This is a genomic window from Raoultella sp. (assembly GCF_039594335.1).
Lineage (GTDB): Bacteria > Pseudomonadota > Gammaproteobacteria > Enterobacterales > Enterobacteriaceae > Klebsiella.
The window spans coordinates 1-17,989 of the sequence record NZ_JBCNNS010000091.1 but is presented as its reverse complement, the minus strand read 5'-3'; the positions used below and the strand labels follow the sequence as shown (position 1 = coordinate 17,989).

The window sequence follows — 17,989 nt, the reverse complement described above, 5'->3', positions numbered from 1 at the left end:
TCTGAGTGCATGACTACCGATTGTGTGGCTCGCGATGCTACCGGTTATGTTTATGATCGTCTGGCGCTGACCGTTGATAACTCAACCATTGATGATAACTATGAGCATTATACCTATAACGGTACGCATGCTGATGGCACCGTAGATACCCATATTGTTGACGTTTACGATCTGGGGACGGCTATTACGCTGGATCAAGAGGTGGATCTGGTTATCAAAAATAACTCCCATGTCGCGGGTATTGACCTGACACAGGGTTATGAGTGGAGAGATATTGACGATAATACTGTCAGTACTGGCGTCAACAGCAGCGAAGTGTTTCGTAACACAATCAATGTTACGGACTCTACCGTGACCTCAGGGTCATGGTCAGATGAAGGCACCTCCGGCTGGTTCGGTAACAACAATAACGCCAGCGATTATAGCGGTACCGGTTTTAATACTGATGATATTGCGATCTCTGCCATCGCAAATCCGAATGCGGATAACGCGATGCAGACGACCGTTAACCTCACTAATTCTACCCTCATGGGCGATATCCTGTTTTCCAGTAATTTTGACGAGAATTTCTTCCCGAATGGCGCGGACAGTTATCGTGATACCGATTCTGCAGTAGACACTAACGGCTGGGATGGTACCGACCGTATGGATGTCACGTTAAATAACGGCAGTAAGTGGGTTGGGGCAGCGATGTCCATGCATCAGGTGGATTCTGATGGCGATGGCGTTTATGACAGCTTTGCTGTGGGCACTGAAGCAACGGCAACGCTGCTTGATATTGCCGCGAATAGCCTATGGCCCTGGTCAACTTATGGTATCAATAACAGCAACACGGCCTATGATGAAAACGGTCATGTTATTGGCAACGAAGTCTACCAGAGTGGTCTGTTTAATGTGACGTTGAACGGCGGTTCGCGCTGGGATACCACCAAAAATTCTCTGATTGATACCTTGAGCATTAACAGTGGTTCTGTTGTGAACGTAGCGGATTCCACCCTGGTTTCTGACACGATCTCTCTGACCGGCGGTTCTGCCCTGAAGATCAATGAAGATGGCCATGTGGCGACCAACGCTCTGACCATTGATAACAGTAACGTAACGATTGCCGATGATGTCTCCGCTGGCTGGGGTGTGGATGATGCTGCACTGTATGCCAACACGATCAACATCACGAACAATGGGATGTTGGATGTGGGCAACAGCACGGCGTATGCGCTACAGGCCGATACGCTGAATCTGACCAGTACGACGGATGTACAGGGGAATGTACATTCTGGTGTGCTTAATGTTCACAGCAATAACTTCGTGCTGAATGCCGATCTCACGAACGATCGTACTCATGACGCCACTAAGTCTAATTACGGCTACGGCACAATCGCGATCAACTCTGATGGCCACCTGACCGTGAATGGTAATGGTGACGCCGACACCTCTTTCGATCAGTCCGAAGTGGATAACGCAGGCGACAACGTTGCGGCCGCGACCGGCAACTACAAAGTTCGTATTGATAATGCGGATGGTAAGGGCTCCATTGCTGACTACAAAGGCAAAGAGCTGATTTATGTTAACGACAAAAACAGCACTGCTACCTTTTCTGCAGCTAACAAAGCCGATCTTGGTGCTTACACCTACCAGGCTAAGCAGGAAGGCAACACCGTTGTTCTGGAGCAGGGCAGGCTGACCGACTATGCGAACATGGCGCTGAGCATCCCGTCCGCCAACAGCAATATCTGGAACCTGCAACAGGATACCGTGGCGACTCGTCTGACCCAATCGCGTCATGGACTGACCGATAACGGCGGTGCCTGGGGAAGCTACTTCGGCGGCGGCTTCAACGGCGACAACGGCACCATCGGCTACGATCAGAACGTTAACGGCGTCATGGTGGGTCTTGATAGCAAAATTGATGGTAACTATGCTGAGTGGATCGTCGGTGCTGCTGCGGGCTTTGTGAAAGGTGATCTGAGCGATCGTAGCGGCCAGGTGGATCAGGACAGCCAGACGGCTTACCTCTACACTTCTGCTCATTTTGCAAATAACATCTTTGTTGACGGTTCTGTGAACTACTCTCACTTCAGCAACGAACTGTCGGCAAACATGAGTAACGGTCAGTATGTTGATGGCCGTACCTCTTCAGATGCCTGGGGCTTTGGTCTGAAACTGGGCTATGACGCGAAGTTGGGTGAGGCCGGTTATGTGACGCCGTACGGCAGCATATCTGGTTTGTTCCAGTCTGGTGACGACTATCGCCTGAGCAACGGCATGAAAGTGGGTGGTCAGTCTTACGATAGCATGCGCTATGAACTGGGCGTTGATGCGGGTTATACCTTCACCTACGGTAATGATCAGGCACTGACGCCTTACTTCAAGCTGGCCTACGTGTATGACGACGCCAGTAACCACGCTAATGTAAACGGCGATTCTATCAATAATGGTACCGAAGGTTCTGCGGTTCGCGTTGGACTGGGTACGCAGTTCAGTTTTACCCGCAATTTCAGCGCCTACTCGGATGTTAGCTATCTCGGTGGTGGTGATGTAGATCAAGACTGGGCCGCTAACGTGGGCGTTAAATACACCTGGTAAGATTATTTACAGTGAGAAAAACATTGTAGATATTTAATCGAAGACTATGCCCGTCAAGGAGTTGACGGGCATTATTGTCAGGAACGTATCAATGTTATCGCTGAGTAAACCGCTTGATGCATTTGGTAAGCTAGATCAATACCTGTCCAGATATGGTACTCACTTCGAGTTTTGTCGTGAAAAGCAGCTTATATTTGTTAGTGATATACATTGCGCCACAACGGTTGTCATACTGGAAGGCGTGATTTCGCTGCGTAGAAATGAAAATATACTCATTGGTCTCGCCCAGGCCCCTTTTATTATCGGCCTGGCTGATGGCGTGATGAAAAATGAGTTACAATATCAATTGATGACAGAAGGGAAATGTAAAGGTTACCATCTTCCCTCGTCACAAGCGCTTAAAATAGTGGAACAGAATAATTTGTGGCGTAACGCATTCTGTTGGTTGGTATGGCATAGTCGTATTATGGAACAACGCGATTTACAATTGATTGGTCATAACTCCTATGAACAAATTCGGGCGACGCTATTGTCGATGATTGACTGGGATGAACAATTGCGTTTTCGTATTGGAGTGATGAATTATATTCATCAAAAAACGCGTATTTCACGCTCTGTTGTTGCCGAAGTACTCGCCGCCCTGCGCAAGGGCGGATATATCGAGATGGATAAAGGCAAACTGGTTAGCATCAACCATTTGCCTTCAGACTATTAATACGCTCGCGAGAATAAATCAGGACTCCGGGATTGGCGCCGGCTGTCCGCCGCTGAGTTCGCTGACCAGATCGTTGATACCGTTGCTCATATTGCTAAAGCGGGTCAGCGATGAGCGGGTGACCACCACAAAGGCGCCGACATTTGCCTGCGGGTTCATGGCCATATAGGTAATAAATCCACCGCCGCCGCCGGTCTTTTGAATAATTCCCGGATGGCCATCTTTCGGTTTCATATAGACCCAGCCAAGTCCCAGAGCGTCGGCTTTGCCCGGCACATCCATACCGATAACCCGTGTTAGCTGACTACGTTGATAAATCAATGTCTGCATACGATCAGCCTGCTGCCCGCGGGTATAGAAATCGGAGGAAAGGAACTGCTGCATCCAGCGCATCATATCGCCCGGTGTCGAGTAGACGCCCCCGCTGCCGATCGCCGCCAGCGTATTGTTGCAGGGACTGGCGCCTTTCTCGGCGACCATCAGGCGACGGCACTGATCCGGTGAGGGGGTAAAGGTGGTGTCTTTCATACCCAGCGGCCGGGTGATTTGCTCTTCAAATAGCTGCGGATAGGGTTTTCCCGCAGCCGTAGAAAGAGCGTCTGCCAGCAGATCAAACGCGAGGTTGGAGTAGGCGGCCTGAGACCCCGGGGCCACTTTCAGCGAAGCTGTCGACAACCACGCCCAGCGATCCTGGCGCGTTGGCCAGACGAAAACCGGGCGATGCGCCGCACCGCCGGGCTGTTCGCGCGGCAGCGCGCTGGTGTGAGTCGCCAGGTTGATTAGCATAATCGGCGTGCCTTGATACGTCGGCACCCGGGCACCCGGAGGCGCGTATTTACTGAGTGGATCGCTGAGCTTCACGACGCCCTGATCGAGCATTTTGACCAGCATCTCGCTGGTCATCAGTTTACTCAGCGAAGCAATACGGATAACCGAATCCAGCTGCGGATGCTCATTGTTGCCCGGACGCGTTTCGCCAAAACTGCGAAACACGCGCTGGTTGCCGTCAATCACTATCAGCGCCATGCCGGTGGCGCCGCTACCGTAATAAATATGGTTTGCGTAACGATCGACAACATTGGCGGCAAATTCCGGGTCAACGATAGGTTGAGCTGCCTGGACCGATGTCCATGACGCCGCGCACAGCGCAGCAAAAATAAGCAGACTACGTTTCAACTGGGGTATCCATAATGATAAGGAGAGATATAGGGCATATTTATACTACGAAGCGCGGCTGAACGAAGTGGAATAACGACAATAATTAGCAGAAAAACGTAACCGTGCGTAAAAAGGACTTTTTTATGCTTTCGGATATCCGCTTTCCCCGGCGGGCGCGTATGATGAGTGTTTGATTTATCGGGTGACGAGAGAGAAGTATGTTGGCTCAACGAGTGGTGATGGTAGTAGATATGCAAAATGGCGTCTTTGCGACGCCGCGTATTGAGCGTGAACACTGCGTCGCGCATATTAATCATCTGATTCGTGCCGCGGATTGTGTGATTTTTATCCAGCATGCCGAGGACGGCGGTCTGGAAGAAGGGAGTGAAGGTTTTGCACTGCTGGCGGAGCTTGAACAACCCGCAGATGCTCTTTATGTCACCAAAACCGCCTGCGATGCGTTCTATAAAACACGTCTTGAGCAGGTACTCAGCGAGCAGCAGATCCAGCAGTTCGTGATTTGCGGCTGTGCGACCGACTACTGTGTCGATACCACCATCAAAAACGGCGCCAGCCGTGGCTATGCCATCACCGTGGCTGAGAATGCGCACACCACGGCGAACCGTGCAGCGGCACAGGCCACAACGCTAATTGATCACTACAACGACGTCTGGCGTACGCTTACCGTACCCGGCAATCCTGTCCGCGTGAAATCCGTAGAAACAATTCTGACCGAATGGCAGACGAACTAAGCTGCTGATATTTGGTCTCATCATCCGATCGTCCTCCCCAGGCTGCTACAGCGATGCGGCGGGCACTTTCGTGGTACACAGCATAGCCAGAACAATAAAGAAGTTAGCAGGAGTATATGATGTTTAAATCTTTTTTCCCAAAACCGGGGCCGTTTTTTCTCTCTGCCTTTGTCTGGTCGCTGCTTGCAGTGATCTTTTGGCAGGCGGGCGGTGGCGACTGGCTACTGCGTTTAACCGGGGCATCACAAAATATTGTCATCAGCGCTGCGCGATTCTGGTCACTGAACTATCTGGTCTTTTATGCCTACTACATTTTCTGCGTGGGCGTTTTTGCGCTGTTCTGGTTTACCTATAGCCCACACCGCTGGCAATACTGGTCCATTCTCGGCACCTCGTTGATCATCTTTGTAACCTGGTTTCTGGTGGAAGTTGGGGTGGCGATCAATGCCTGGTATGCACCGTTCTACGATCTGATTCAGGCCGCGCTGGCCACGCCGCATAAAGTCAGCATTAACCAGTTCTACCAGGAAATTGGCGTGTTCCTGGGGATCGCGGTGATCGCGGTGATTATTGGCGTGATGAACAACTTCTTCGTCAGCCACTACGTTTTCCGCTGGCGTACGGCGATGAACGAGCACTATATGGCCCACTGGCATCACCTGCGTCACATCGAAGGTGCCGCTCAGCGTGTGCAGGAAGATACCATGCGCTTTGCCTCCACTCTTGAGGATATGGGCGTGAGCTTTATCAATGCCGTGATGACGCTGATTGCCTTCCTGCCGGTGCTGGTCACGCTGTCCGAACACGTGCCGGATCTGCCGATTGTGGGTCATCTACCGTATGGCCTGGTGATTGCCGCGGTGGTGTGGTCACTGATGGGCACCGGTATGCTGGCGGTGGTGGGGATCAAACTGCCGGGGCTGGAATTTAAAAACCAGCGAGTGGAAGCGGCATATCGTAAAGAGCTGGTGTATGGTGAAGATGATGAATCCCGCGCCACGCCGCCGACGGTGCGCGAGCTGTTTGGCGCCGTTCGTCGCAACTATTTCCGCCTCTATTTCCACTACATGTATTTCAACATCGCCCGCATTCTTTATCTGCAGGTGGATAACGTTTTCGGTTTGTTCCTGCTGTTTCCGTCGATCGTTGCCGGTACGATTACGCTGGGCCTGATGACTCAGATTACCAACGTGTTCGGCCAGGTACGCGGCTCTTTCCAGTACCTGATTAGCTCGTGGACGACACTGGTGGAACTGATGTCCATCTACAAGCGTCTGCGTAGTTTTGAGCGCGAACTTGATGGCAAAGAGCTGCAGCCCGTGACCCAGACGCTGAATTAATTACCGCTCCCCCCATAGCAGAGGCAGATTGAAGGATGATGCAGAGACAAGGAAAGTGCAGGACAGCAATGGTATCGCGTCGTGTTTCCTGCGCCCTGACGCTGTTGGCTGGAGGGGTTCTGAGCGCCTGTACCAGCAGCACGGCGCCGGTGCTGAAAGAGGGCGAAAAGCCCATTGACGTTGCCGCCGTCGTGCGGCAAAAGATGCCCGCTAGCGTGAAGGACAGAGAAGAATGGGCGCAGGCGATTGCCAAAACCTTCGCAAGCCAAAAGCTGGCGCCGACGGAAGAGAACGTCTGTTCGGTGCTGGCCGTCGCGCAGCAGGAGTCCAACTATCAATCCGATCCGGTGGTGCCGGGGCTGAGTAAAATTGCCTGGCAAGAGATAGACCGCCGGGCCGGGAAGATGCACATCCCGGTTTTCCTCGTGCACACGGCGCTGAAAATTCCGTCACCCGGCGGCAAAAGTTACAGCGAGCGGCTGGATAACGTGAAAACGGAAAAGCAGCTTAGCGCCGTGTTTGACGATTTTATCGGCATGGTGCCGATGGGGCAGAAATTGTTTGGTTCACTGAACCCGGTGCATACCGGTGGTCCAATGCAGGTGAGCATTGCCTTTGCCGAACAGCATACTGATGGCTATCCGTGGAAAATCAACGGCACCGTGCGTCAGGAAGTGTTCAGCCTGCGCGGCGGCCTGTGGTTTGGCACCTGGCACCTGCTCAACTATCCGGCGAACTACAGCGCGCCGCTGTACCGCTTTGCTGACTTTAACGCTGGCTGGTACGCCAGTCGCAATGCTGCGTTTCAGAATGCAGTCAGTAAAGCGAACGGCGTGAAGCTGGCGCTGGACGGTGATTTAATTCGTTATGACAGTGATGATGCAGGGACGACGGAGCTGGCGGTACGCCGTTTAGCCGGGCAACTGGCGATGAGCGATGATGACATCCACCGGCAGTTGAAAAAAGGTGATAGCCTGGGGTTTGAGAAAACCGAACTGTACCAGAAGGTTTTCCGTCTGGCGGATAAGAAAGCCGGCAAAGCGCTGCCGCGAGAGATTCTGCCCGGGATTCAGCTTGAGAGCCCTAAAATTACGCGCAATCTGACTACGGCCTGGTTTGCGAAACGCGTTGATGAAAGGCGGGCCAGCTGTATGGTGCGTCGCTAGCGGTTATCGCTCCAACGTAGGATAAGCCCCAGAACCCCGATTAACAGACCGCAGAACAGGAAGGGGATCAGACCAAACAGGGTTCCCACTGCAAGCCCAATCTTAATCCTGGGCGAGCCGTTACCCTGAATTTGCATCAGGTGCTCGAAAACGCCGGGCGCATGTACCAGCATACTTAACATCTGTGCGCCGGTCCAGAAACAGAACAGCACAAACAGGGCATAGGCAATATTGCTGCGGGTGATGGCACTTCTTTTTTTTACGGCAATAAGTGATTTTGAAAAAGGGAACTCAGCCATCTTACCCTCCGAACTTAACTGACCTGCTGGTTTGCATCACGGCATAGCGATGATTCTGGCAGCGGGAAGGGGTTCTCAGTATCAGATTGCTGGTAATTTACGACCAGGAATATTCCTGTTTTCTACCCTGGATCGGGGGCGGATAATTTTGCGGAACTTAGAGCGATATCCCAATGTGCGATAATTCTCCCCGGGGCTACAGACCGCGGATTCCGGCTGTGCGAAGATGCCTTTTTTGTTGTCGGAGGGGTTATGAAACTCACTGAAAAAATCCGCCGTGACTGGCATTACTACGCGTTTGCGCTGGGATTAATTTTTATTCTGAACGGCGTGGTGGGGCTGTTGGGCTTTGAAACGCAAGGCTGGCAATCCTATGCCGTCGGGCTGGTGACCTGGGTGATTAGTTTCTGGATTGCAGGGAAGATCATCCGCCGCCGCCAGGCCGAGGTTGAGGAAGCATAGGCTGGCGCATTCTCCGTAGTGGGAAGGTGTGCCGGGAGTGAGACACTGCACCTCAGATAGCCCGGGTAAGGCGCTACGCGCCGTCACCCGGGAAAAGACAGTCAGTTCATCGATGTCTTCAGCGCGCGGTCTGCCGCGTGGCGCTCCAGCGCCAGTTCAATCAGGCGGCTGATCAGGCTGGTGTAGTCCAGGCCGCTGGCCTGCCACAGCTTCGGATACATACTGATGTTGGTAAAACCTGGCAGCGTATTGATTTCGTTGATGATGACTTCGTTCTCTTCCGTCAGGAAAACGTCAACGCGCGCCATGCCGCTGCAGCCCAGCGTCTGGTAGGCTCGAATAGCAATATCGCGGATTTTATCGTTGATATCGCTGGCAATGGCCGCAGGAACCACCACTTTCGCCCCCTGATCGTCGATATACTTGGTATCGTAGGCGTAGAACTCGCTGTTAAGGACGATTTCGCCGCAGGTACTGGCCTGAGGATGATCGTTCCCCAGCACCGCACACTCAATTTCCCGTCCTTTAATCCCTTTTTCCACCACCACTTTATGGTCGAATTCAAAGGCTAATGCGATCGCCTGCTGGTACTGCTCTTCGGTGTTGACCTTGCTGACGCCTACCGAAGAACCCTGGTTGGCCGGTTTGACAAACAGCGGCAGGCCGAGTTTGTCTTTCACCTGCGTAAAGCTGAACTGTTGGCGATTGGCGCGGGTCAGGGTAATGAACGGGGCAATCGCCAGTCCGGCATCACGCAGCAGGCGCTTGGTGACGTCTTTGTCCATGCAGGCGGCGGATCCGAGGACGTCGGAACCGACGAAGGGCAGGTTAGCCATACGCAGCATACCCTGCAGCGAGCCGTCTTCCCCGAGGGTGCCGTGGACAATCGGGAAAATCACGTCGATGGCGGCCAGCGGTTGGCCGCTGTCAGCGTTGATCAACTGTTGTGCGTTACGGCCAGGGATTTGCGCCAGGGTGATGTCGGAAGGACGCAGGGCGATACGGGCAGGATCCTGCGCGTTTAACAGATAGTTACCGGCATCGTTGATATGCCAGAGTCCCTGTTTATCAATGCCGAGCAGAACGACATCAAAGCGTGTTTTATCAATTGCTTCAACGATATTTTTCGCCGATTGCAGCGACACTTCATGTTCTGCCGACTTACCGCCAAAAACGATCCCAACCCTCATCTTAGCCATTTCAACTTCCATCCTGATAACAACAAAGCACATAACATAGCATGCGCAATGTGCGCATGGCTGCCAGAATGTTGCTCCTGGAAAGCGGCAGGCTAAAAGCTGTTCGATTGCCGCTCCCGGCGTCCTGCAGGTCAGCAGAACACGCTGAGGGTGCGGTAGTTAATCCTGATAATGTTCGACAAAAAAAATTATCGAGCGATAAAACACTAAACTCCGGGTCAGCGCATCTCTGGTAATACGGCGATGAGTGGAAATTGCTAAGCTAGGTAATAATTCACAAAAAATTAATGAATACGTGTAGTTATGGAATCCTGGAAGGTCAATCTCATCTCCGTCTGGTTTGGTTGCTTTTTCACCGGCCTGGCGATCAGTCAAATTCTGCCTTTTTTGCCGCTTTATGTTTCCCAGCTCGGCGTGACGTCTCATGAGGCGTTATCGATGTGGTCGGGGCTGACGTTCAGCGTCACCTTCCTTGTGTCGGCTATTGTCTCACCGATGTGGGGCAGTCTGGCCGATCGCAAAGGGCGTAAGCTGATGCTGCTGCGCGCCTCCCTGGGTATGGCGATTGCCATTCTGCTTCAGGCCTTCGCCACCAACGTCTGGCAACTGTTTATCCTGCGTGCGGTGATGGGGTTGACCTCAGGCTATATTCCGAACGCGATGGCGCTGGTGGCTTCTCAGGTGCCACGGGAACGCAGCGGCTGGGCGCTCAGTACGCTTTCGACGGCGCAAATCAGCGGCGTTATCGGCGGACCGCTGCTGGGCGGCTTCCTGGCCGATCATGTTGGGCTGCGGGCGGTCTTTTTTATCACCGCGATTCTGCTGACGGTCAGTTTTCTCGTCACGCTATTTCTGATTAAAGAGAGCGTCCGGCCGCAGACCAGCAAGGCCGATCGCTTAAGCGGCAGGGAAGTGCTGGCGTCGCTGCCTTATCCGGGGCTGGTGATTAGCCTGTTTTTCACAACCCTGGTCATTCAGCTGTGCAATGGCTCTATCGGTCCCATACTGGCGTTGTTTATCAAATCAATGGCGCCGGACAGCAGCAATATCGCCTTTCTCGCCGGGATGATTGCCGCCGTGCCTGGGGTTTCCGCGCTGATCTCCGCGCCGCGTTTAGGCAAACTTGGCGATCGCATCGGCACCTCGCGCATCTTGCTGGCCACCTTGTGCTGCGCGGTGGTGATGTTTTTCGCCATGTCGTTCGTCACCACCCCGCTGCAGCTGGGCATTTTGCGTTTCCTGCTGGGCTTTGCCGACGGCGCAATGCTGCCAGCGGTGCAGACTCTGCTGCTCAAATACAGCAGTGATAAGGTGACCGGACGTATTTTCGGTTATAACCAGTCGTTTATGTACCTGGGCAATGTGGTCGGGCCGCTGATTGGCGCTTCGGTATCGGCAATGGCCGGTTTTCGCTGGGTCTTTATTGCCACCGCGGTTATCGTGCTGATTAACCTTTGGCAACTGGCCGTGATGCTGCAACGCAGTCGCCGTACCACCGCCTAGCCTCTTTCCCCCGGCATTGACGCCCGAGCGTGAATGCCGCCCTCAGATCTCCGCTTCCTACAAATGTCGTCCTGATCACAAATTAATCATTTCTCTTCTTTTCCCTCTTTAAAATACAACTGTTACGCGTATACAGTTACGCATAACAGTACATGGAAAAGATTTTTTATGAAAAATTTATTCGATTTATCCGGCAAGCGCGCGCTGATCACCGGATCCGCCAGGGGGATTGGCTATCTGCTGGCGGAAGGCCTGGCGGAGTATGGGGCCGAGGTGATTATCAATGACCGCACACAGCAGAAAGCAGACAGCGCGGCCCAGGCGCTGCGCGCGCAGGGCTATCACGCGACGGGCGTAGCCTTTGATGTCACCCGCAGCGTCGAGGTTGCACAGGCCATTGCGCGAATTGAGGCGCAGATCGGGGCGATTGATATTCTGATGAACAACGCCGGGATCCAGCGTCGTTACCCCTTCACCGAATTTCCTGAGGAAGAGTGGGACCAGGTTATTGAGGTTAACCAGAAAGGCGTTTTCCTTGTTTCACAGCAGGTGGCCAAATATATGATGACGCGTCGCTCGGGGAAAATAATTAATATTTGTTCAATGCAGAGTGAATTAGGTCGTAAAACCATTACACCGTATGCCGCGACGAAAGGGGCGGTCAAAATGCTAACCCGTGGCATGTGTGTGGAACTGGCAGAATATAATATTCAGGTGAATGGTATTGCGCCAGGTTATTTTGCGACTGAAATGACCGCAGCATTAGTTAATGATCAGGAATTTTCTGCCTGGCTCTATCAAAGAACCCCGGCTGCGCGCTGGGGAAAACCAGAAGAATTAATTGGCGCCGCGGTCTATCTGGCCTCCCCGGCGGCCAATTTTGTCAATGGACATGTATTGTTTGTTGATGGCGGGATGCTCGCCGCCGTTTGAGCCGTACGTCACCTTTTTAGCGGTCGCAGCCGGGCCGCCAGACGCTGACGAATATATAAAATAATGACTCCCGCTTGATTATGAATTTTATCTGAGGATGGCATATGCAAATGCTCGCGAAATTACCAGCGCGTCGCTGGTGGTATTTAATGCCTGTGATTTTTATTACCTATAGTCTGGCGTATCTCGATCGTGCGAATTATGGTTTTGCCGCTGCTGCCGGTATAGAAAATGATTTAGGCATCACCAAAGGAACGGCATCGCTTATTGGCGCTCTATTCTTCCTGGGTTATTTCTTTTTCCAGGTTCCCGGTGCGATATACGCCGTAAAACGCAGCGTGCGAAAAATGATTTTCTTCAGCCTGGTATTATGGGGTTTTTGCGCAGCGGCTACCGGTTTTGTCAGCAATATTCCGATGTTAATGGTTATTCGCTTTACTCTCGGGGTAGTTGAGGCGGCGGTGATGCCGGCGATGCTGATTTATATCAGCAACTGGTTTACCAAAACCGAGCGTTCACGCGCTAATACCTTCCTGATTCTTGGCAACCCGGTGACGGTATTGTGGATGTCGATTGTCTCCGGCTACCTGATTCAGTCCTGGGGCTGGCGGGAAATGTTTATTATCGAAGGCATTCCGGCGGTGCTATGGGCTATCTGCTGGTGGATTCTGGTGCGCGATAAACCGTCGGAAGTCTCCTGGCTGACTGCGCAAGAGAAACAGGTTCTACAACAGGCGATGGATAGCGAACAGAGCCATATCAAACCGGTGCGTAACTATGGCGAGGCGCTGCGTTCACGAAATGTGATTATGCTTTGCGCCGTCCATGCGCTGTGGAGTATCGGGGTTTATGGCTTCATGATGTGGATGCCGTCGATTCTGAAAAATGCCGCGCAGATGGATATCGTGGCGGTAGGCTGGCTGGCGGCGGTGCCGTATCTGGCGGCGATTTGTCTGATGCTGACGGTCTCCTGGCTGTCGGATAAATTCCAGAATCGTAAACTGTTCATCTGGCCGCTGTTGCTGATTGCCGCCGTGGCGTTCTTCGGTTCCTGGATGATAGGCAATCAGTCTTTCTGGTTCTCCTACGGGCTGCTGGTTATTGCCGCCGCCTGTATGTATGCGCCCTATGGGCCCTTCTTCGCGCTGATCCCGGAGCTGCTACCGCGCAACGTATCGGGGGTGTCGATGGGGTTAATTAATAGCTTTGGCGCGCTCGGCGCTTTCCTTGGCGCCTGGCTGGTGGGGTATCTCAATGGCATCATGGGCGGGCCTGGCGCGTCGTACACCTTTATGGCCATCGCGCTGCTGGCATCGGTGGTGCTGATGTACAACGTGCGGGCCAACGACGCCAGCACTGCCGCGCTGACGACGACAAAAAAGCTTGCGGGTTAACAGAATAGAAGCGGCTGTGGTAAGGTTCTCTGCGAGCATATGAGTCGTTTGTCGCAGAGAACCCGATGAAAAACAACCGGATGACATTACAGGATATCGCGAACCTGGCCGGTCTTAATAAAATGACGGTCAGCCGTTATTTACGAGACCCGAGTCAGGTATCGCAGCGCAGCCGTGAATTGATCGCTAAGGTCATGGAAGAGAACAACTATATTCCTAACCGGGCGCCGGAAATCCTGCTCAATGCCCGCAGCAAAACCATCGGCGTGCTGATTCCCTCCTTCCGTAACCAGATTTTCGCCGATGTGCTCGCCGGCATTGAATCCGTCACTTCCGCGCACCAGTATCAGACCCTGATCGCCAACTACGGCTACGATCCGCAACGTGAAGAGCGCGAAGTGCTCAATTTGCTCTCCTACAACATCGACGGGCTGATTCTGACCGGTAAGCAGCACACCGACCGCATGATCCAGTATGTCCGCGCCAGCGGGATCCCGGTGGCGGAGCTGATGGATATCGGCGGGCAGCCGCTCGATATCCAGGTGGGTTTTGATAACGAGAAAGCCGGTTGGGATATGGCCCATGCGTTTCTCGAAAGCGGCAAACGAAAAATCGCCTTTTTTGGTTCAATGGACGATCCCCGCGATCTGAGCCGTTTCCGCGGGACAGAGCAAGCGGTAGCGGCCTGTGGCCTGAAGGCGTATCACCTCACGCCGCGCACCATCTCCTCGGTGGCACTGGGCCGCCAGATGTTCCTGCAAATGCAGCAGTCGCATCCGGATATTGACGCGATTTTTTGTACCAATGACGATCTGGCGGTCGGCGTGCTGCTGGAGTGTCAGGCGCAGGGGATTGTGGTGCCGCAGGAGATAGCGATTGCCGGCTTCCACGGGCTGGAGATTGGCCGCGCGCGGCTGCAAAAAATCGCCAGCGTCATTACTCCTCGTTATGACATCGGTAAAACGGCGAGTGAAATCCTGATAGCCCGTCTGGTGGGTAAAGATGCGCCAGATAGCGTGGATTTGGCCTATCAGATCTATTATGGCGATACGTTATAATTATTACCGCAATAGCAATATTCTTTTTATGATTATCTATTGAATTTAGTTATGCAACATATTATGCCCGCCTTGAGTTTATTCCTGGTGGTGGTCGGCGAATGAGCAAAACGTTTCGCTTATTATATTGCGAGATAAGCGATCATTTTTAAAAAATAATACTGGTATCTGATGGCTAATGTATGACATAACTAGCAAATAATGGAACCTGCATAAGGATACAGTGCTGTGAAGAATCTCATTGCTGAATTACTGGTAAAGCTGGCGCAAAAGGAGGAAGAAGCAAAAGAACTGACGGTGCAGGTTGAGGCGCTGGAAGTTGTCGTGACGGCTCTGCTTCGCCATATGGCGCAGGATGCGCAGCAGGCATTAATTAACGATATTGAGCACGCTATTGAGCAGGCAAGTCCCGGCCCGCTGGTGGACGATCGCGACGCCCAACTGCTGCAGCAATATATAAAAAAGCTGTTACGGCATCCGCGTAATTAGTTCTTTTGACAGGACATGGATGCTGTCATTTTACTGTCATCTCGCTTTTATAAAGTCTCCCTCGTTTTGTTTTTTAAGTATTTTTTACATGGAGACGACAAAAGTGAAATTCAAAGCCCTCTTTATTGCCCTGTTACCTCTGCTGGGTTCCCCGGTTATTCATGCAGAAACTGCGGTTGCCCCGGTTCTGGAAAATCGTGCCGCTCAGGGCGATATCACGACGCCCGGCGGCGCGCGCCGTTTAAGCGGCGATCAAACTGCCATGCTGCAGGCCTCGTTAATCAACAAACCCGCCAAAAATATTATTTTGCTGATTGGCGACGGGATGGGCGATTCTGAAATTACAGCTGCGCGCAATTATGCCGAAGGGGCTGGCGGTTTCTTTAAGGGCATTGATGCGCTGCCGCTGACCGGCCAGTACACGCACTATTCTCTGGATAAGAAAACCGGTAAACCGGATTACGTGACCGATTCCGCCGCGTCCGCCACCGCCTGGACGACCGGCGTAAAAAGTTATAACGGTGCGCTGGGGGTCGATATTCATGAAAAAGATCATCAGACCATTCTCGAACTGGCAAAAGCCGCAGGGTTTGCCACCGGCAACGTCTCCACGGCAGAGCTGCAGGATGCTACGCCAGCGGCGCTGGTCGCACATGTGACGTCACGCAAATGCTACGGCCCGAGCGTCACCAGCGAAAAATGTCCCGGCAACGCCCTGGAAAAGGGGGGGAAAGGCTCAATTACCGAGCAACTGCTGAATGCCCGTGCTGACGTAACCTTAGGCGGCGGAGCAAAAACATTTGCGGAAACCGCGATGGCAGGCGAATGGCAGGGCAAAACGCTACATGAGCAGGCCATTGCCCGCGGCTACCAAATTGTCACCGATGCCAGCTCGCTGGCCGTGGTCAGCGAAGCCAACCAGGGTAAACCGCTGCTGGGCCTTTTCGCCGACGGCAACATGCCGGTACGTTGGGAAGGACCGAAAGCCTCTTACCACGGGAATATTGATAAGCCAGCGATAACCTGCACCCCGAACAGCAAACGTGACGCTTCCGTGCCGACGCTGGCGCAGATGACCGAGAAAGCGATCGGGCTTCTGAGCAGCAACGAGAAAGGATTCTTCCTGCAGGTTGAAGGCGCTTCCATCGATAAACAGGATCATGCGGCGAATCCGTGCGGTCAGATTGGCGAAACCGTCGACCTTGATGAAGCGGTACAAAAAGCGCTGGCGTTTGCCAAAAAAGAGGGGAATACACTGGTTGTTGTCACTGCTGATCACGCGCACGCCAGCCAGATTATTCCGGCCGATTCCAAAGCTCCCGGCCTGACACAGGCACTGACAACCAAAGACGGCTCGGTGATGGTCATCAGCTACGGCAACTCGGAAGAGGAGTCGATGGAACATACCGGCACGCAGTTGCGCATTGCCGCCTACGGTCCGCATGCCGCAAACGTGGTGGGGTTAACCGATCAGACCGATCTGTTCTACACCATGAAAGCTGCGCTGGGTCTGAATTAAGCCGGTGCCGATGGTGAATTGTTGCCATCGGCTGGTTTTTTTCCCATCAGCGACCAGACTTACAGAGATTGACTGACAAAAGGATGGTGTGATGAAAATAACATTGTTGGTGACCCTGCTTTTTGGTCTTATCTTTGTGACGGCGGTGAATGCCGCGGAAAAAACACCGACGCCCCAGCAGCAAAAAATGACGACCTGCAACAAAGAGGCCTCGTCAAAAACGCTGAAAGGGGACGCGCGTAAAGCGTTTATGAGTCAATGCCTCAAGAAAGATGCACCGGCTCCTGAAGGTAAGGGGCTGACCCCTCAGCAGCAGAAAATGCGTGAGTGCAACGCTCAGGCGACCCAACAGTCTCTGAAAGGGGACGATCGTAATAAGTTTATGAGTGCCTGCCTGAAGAAACAGGGTTAACAGCGCGCGCGTGTTGAAGCTGACGAGGTAATAACGGGTGAGGAGTCTCCTCACCCGATAACGACATGAGGCGGGGATCAGGAGCGGCTGAGCTTCTCTGATTTTTCCATGCATTTGACCATAGCCTCGATGACCGCAGAGCGGAACCCTTTCTCTTCCAGTACCCGCACGGCTTCGATGGTGGTCCCGCCTGGCGAGCAGACCATATCTTTCAGCGTCCCCGGATGTTCTCCGCTTTCGAGCACCATTTTGGCCGATCCCATTACCGCCTGAGCGGCAAATTTGTACGCCTGAGCACGCGGCATACCGCCGAGAACGGCGGCATCCGCCATCGCTTCAATAAACATGAAGACGTAGGCCGGTGCGGAGCCGCTAACGCCCACCACCGGGTGGATCATCGGCTCAGCGATAAGTTCAGCCTGGCCGAAGCAGCGGAAAATCGTCAGCGTTTCGGCGACCTCTTCGCTGGTGACCAGCGCGTTAGGCGTCACAGAGGTCATCCCGGCGTTAACCAGCGACGGAGTGTTCGGCATCGCGCGTACGATCTTGCGATCGTGGCCCAGCGCTCGTGCCAGCTGATCGAGCGTGACGCCAGCGGCAATTGAGATAACCAGTGAGTCTTTATTCAGGCTGGAGGCGATTTCACTGAGCACTTTAATCATGATCCCCGGCTTAACCGCGCCAAAGATGATATCGGCGACCTGAGCGACTTCCTGTGCGCTCTGCGCGGCATTGATGCCGTACTGGTCGTGCAGGGCCGCCACTTTGTCCGGCGACGGGGTGTAGACCCAAATTTGCCCAGGCTGCACTTGTCCGCTGGCAATCAGACCGCCCAGAATGGCCTTACCCATATTCCCGCAGCCGATAAAGCCAATTTTCTTCTCCATCACCGTTCCTCTTTGCTTATTTTGTCGTGAGTTATCTAGCTTATCACTCCAGCGCTTCCCCGGGGGACAAAAGCAGGTGACAATGATGCCTCCCTTTTTCGTCGACAGGAGCCGGAATGG

General features: G+C 53.2%; 17 protein-coding genes. 13 read left to right on the top strand and 4 right to left on the bottom strand.

Features of this window, described 5'->3' with window-relative positions:
- Window positions 1–2,583 (top strand): autotransporter outer membrane beta-barrel domain-containing protein (locus ACZAHD_RS15790; protein ID WP_462457612.1); only part of this gene is annotated, 2,583 nt, incomplete at its 5' end.
- A gap of 91 nt (window positions 2,584–2,674) precedes the next feature.
- Complete coding sequence (gene iprA / locus ACZAHD_RS15785; RefSeq protein ID WP_462457611.1) at window positions 2,675–3,298, top strand: hydrogen peroxide resistance inhibitor IprA; 624 nt, start codon at window positions 2,675–2,677, stop codon at window positions 3,296–3,298.
- Window positions 3,299–3,316: 18 nt separating this feature from the next.
- Here the strand turns inward: iprA and ampH are convergent, their stop codons facing one another.
- A complete protein-coding gene (gene ampH / locus ACZAHD_RS15780) occupies window positions 3,317–4,474 on the bottom strand; it encodes a D-alanyl-D-alanine-carboxypeptidase/endopeptidase AmpH (protein ID WP_462457610.1) in 1,158 nt (385 codons plus the stop codon).
- Between the two features lie 200 nt (window positions 4,475–4,674).
- Here ampH and ACZAHD_RS15775 point away from each other — a divergent pair, with 200 nt between their 5' ends.
- The 3 genes from ACZAHD_RS15775 to ACZAHD_RS15765 all read left to right on the top strand — a co-directional run bounded on the left by ACZAHD_RS15775 (window position 4,675) and on the right by ACZAHD_RS15765 (window position 7,714).
- Window positions 4,675–5,208 carry an isochorismatase family protein gene (locus ACZAHD_RS15775; RefSeq protein WP_462457609.1) on the top strand — a complete coding sequence of 178 codons (534 nt, stop codon included), beginning with the start codon at window positions 4,675–4,677 and terminating at the stop codon, window positions 5,206–5,208.
- Between the two features lie 119 nt (window positions 5,209–5,327).
- Window positions 5,328–6,548, top strand: coding sequence for a peptide antibiotic transporter SbmA (gene sbmA, locus ACZAHD_RS15770; protein ID WP_462457613.1), 1,221 nt, complete (start codon window positions 5,328–5,330; stop codon window positions 6,546–6,548).
- Window positions 6,549–6,616: 68 nt separating this feature from the next.
- A complete protein-coding gene (locus tag ACZAHD_RS15765) occupies window positions 6,617–7,714 on the top strand; it encodes a DUF1615 domain-containing protein (protein WP_462457608.1) in 1,098 nt (365 codons plus the stop codon).
- Here the strand turns inward: ACZAHD_RS15765 and ACZAHD_RS15760 are convergent.
- Window positions 7,711–8,013 carry a DUF2755 family protein gene (locus ACZAHD_RS15760; RefSeq protein WP_462457607.1) on the bottom strand — a complete coding sequence of 101 codons (303 nt, stop codon included), beginning with the start codon at window positions 8,011–8,013 and terminating at the stop codon, window positions 7,711–7,713. The two genes, ACZAHD_RS15765 and ACZAHD_RS15760, sit on opposite strands and share 4 nt — an antisense overlap.
- Window positions 8,014–8,265: 252 nt before the next feature.
- Between ACZAHD_RS15760 and ACZAHD_RS15755 the strand changes: the two genes are divergently transcribed.
- The gene (locus ACZAHD_RS15755; RefSeq protein WP_462457606.1) at window positions 8,266–8,475 is read left to right on the top strand and encodes a DUF2754 family protein; all 210 of its coding nucleotides are present in this window, start codon (window positions 8,266–8,268) and stop codon (window positions 8,473–8,475) included.
- Between the two features lie 101 nt (window positions 8,476–8,576).
- Here ACZAHD_RS15755 and ddlA read toward each other — a convergent pair whose 3' ends face one another.
- Window positions 8,577–9,674: a D-alanine--D-alanine ligase gene (gene ddlA / locus ACZAHD_RS15750; protein ID WP_462457605.1), complete on the bottom strand. Its 1,098-nt coding sequence runs from the start codon at window positions 9,672–9,674 to the stop codon at window positions 8,577–8,579.
- Between the two features lie 303 nt (window positions 9,675–9,977).
- Between ddlA and ACZAHD_RS15745 the strand changes: the two genes are divergently transcribed.
- From ACZAHD_RS15745 to psiF, 7 genes are all read left to right on the top strand, one after another.
- Complete coding sequence (locus tag ACZAHD_RS15745) at window positions 9,978–11,177, top strand: multidrug efflux MFS transporter (RefSeq protein ID WP_462457604.1); 1,200 nt, start codon at window positions 9,978–9,980, stop codon at window positions 11,175–11,177.
- 168 nt (window positions 11,178–11,345) lie between these two features.
- Window positions 11,346–12,110: a gluconate 5-dehydrogenase gene (gene idnO / locus ACZAHD_RS15740; protein ID WP_462457603.1), complete on the top strand. Its 765-nt coding sequence runs from the start codon at window positions 11,346–11,348 to the stop codon at window positions 12,108–12,110.
- A gap of 104 nt (window positions 12,111–12,214) precedes the next feature.
- Window positions 12,215–13,504, top strand: coding sequence for an MFS transporter (locus ACZAHD_RS15735; RefSeq protein ID WP_462457602.1), 1,290 nt, complete (start codon window positions 12,215–12,217; stop codon window positions 13,502–13,504).
- A 65-nt stretch (window positions 13,505–13,569) separates the two neighbouring features.
- Complete coding sequence (idnR, locus tag ACZAHD_RS15730; RefSeq protein ID WP_462457601.1) at window positions 13,570–14,562, top strand: DNA-binding transcriptional regulator IdnR; 993 nt, start codon at window positions 13,570–13,572, stop codon at window positions 14,560–14,562.
- Window positions 14,563–14,790: 228 nt separating this feature from the next.
- Window positions 14,791–15,051 (top strand): anti-adapter protein IraP, encoded by a 261-nt coding sequence (iraP, locus tag ACZAHD_RS15725; RefSeq protein WP_131049918.1) that lies wholly within the window; start codon window positions 14,791–14,793, stop codon window positions 15,049–15,051.
- Window positions 15,052–15,139: 88 nt separating this feature from the next.
- On the top strand, window positions 15,140–16,570 hold the full coding sequence (phoA, locus tag ACZAHD_RS15720) for an alkaline phosphatase (protein ID WP_462457600.1): 1,431 nt from the start codon (window positions 15,140–15,142) through the stop codon (window positions 16,568–16,570).
- A 91-nt stretch (window positions 16,571–16,661) separates the two neighbouring features.
- Window positions 16,662–16,982: a phosphate starvation-inducible protein PsiF gene (psiF, locus tag ACZAHD_RS15715; protein WP_462457599.1), complete on the top strand. Its 321-nt coding sequence runs from the start codon at window positions 16,662–16,664 to the stop codon at window positions 16,980–16,982.
- Window positions 16,983–17,059: 77 nt separating this feature from the next.
- Here psiF and proC read toward each other — a convergent pair whose 3' ends face one another.
- Window positions 17,060–17,869: a pyrroline-5-carboxylate reductase gene (gene proC, locus ACZAHD_RS15710; RefSeq protein ID WP_462457598.1), complete on the bottom strand. Its 810-nt coding sequence runs from the start codon at window positions 17,867–17,869 to the stop codon at window positions 17,060–17,062.
- Between the last annotated feature and the right edge of the window lie 120 nt (window positions 17,870–17,989).

Bases quoted from the DNA above. Each gene is read 5' to 3' on its own strand.
- iprA (WP_462457611.1), top strand. From the start codon at position 2,675: ATGTTATCGCTGAGTAAACCGCTTGATGCATTTGGTAAGCTAGATCAA.
- ACZAHD_RS15775 (WP_462457609.1), top strand. From the start codon at position 4,675: ATGTTGGCTCAACGAGTGGTGATGGTAGTAGATATGCAAAATGGCGTC.
- sbmA (WP_462457613.1), top strand. From the start codon at position 5,328: ATGTTTAAATCTTTTTTCCCAAAACCGGGGCCGTTTTTTCTCTCTGCC.
- ACZAHD_RS15765 (WP_462457608.1), top strand. From the start codon at position 6,617: ATGGTATCGCGTCGTGTTTCCTGCGCCCTGACGCTGTTGGCTGGAGGG.
- ACZAHD_RS15760 (WP_462457607.1), bottom strand. From the start codon at position 8,013: ATGGCTGAGTTCCCTTTTTCAAAATCACTTATTGCCGTAAAAAAAAGA.
- ACZAHD_RS15755 (WP_462457606.1), top strand. From the start codon at position 8,266: ATGAAACTCACTGAAAAAATCCGCCGTGACTGGCATTACTACGCGTTT.
- ddlA (WP_462457605.1), bottom strand. From the start codon at position 9,674: ATGGCTAAGATGAGGGTTGGGATCGTTTTTGGCGGTAAGTCGGCAGAA.
- ACZAHD_RS15745 (WP_462457604.1), top strand. From the start codon at position 9,978: ATGGAATCCTGGAAGGTCAATCTCATCTCCGTCTGGTTTGGTTGCTTT.
- idnO (WP_462457603.1), top strand. From the start codon at position 11,346: ATGAAAAATTTATTCGATTTATCCGGCAAGCGCGCGCTGATCACCGGA.
- ACZAHD_RS15735 (WP_462457602.1), top strand. From the start codon at position 12,215: ATGCAAATGCTCGCGAAATTACCAGCGCGTCGCTGGTGGTATTTAATG.
- idnR (WP_462457601.1), top strand. From the start codon at position 13,570: ATGAAAAACAACCGGATGACATTACAGGATATCGCGAACCTGGCCGGT.
- phoA (WP_462457600.1), top strand. From the start codon at position 15,140: ATGGAGACGACAAAAGTGAAATTCAAAGCCCTCTTTATTGCCCTGTTA.
- psiF (WP_462457599.1), top strand. From the start codon at position 16,662: ATGAAAATAACATTGTTGGTGACCCTGCTTTTTGGTCTTATCTTTGTG.
- proC (WP_462457598.1), bottom strand. From the start codon at position 17,869: ATGGAGAAGAAAATTGGCTTTATCGGCTGCGGGAATATGGGTAAGGCC.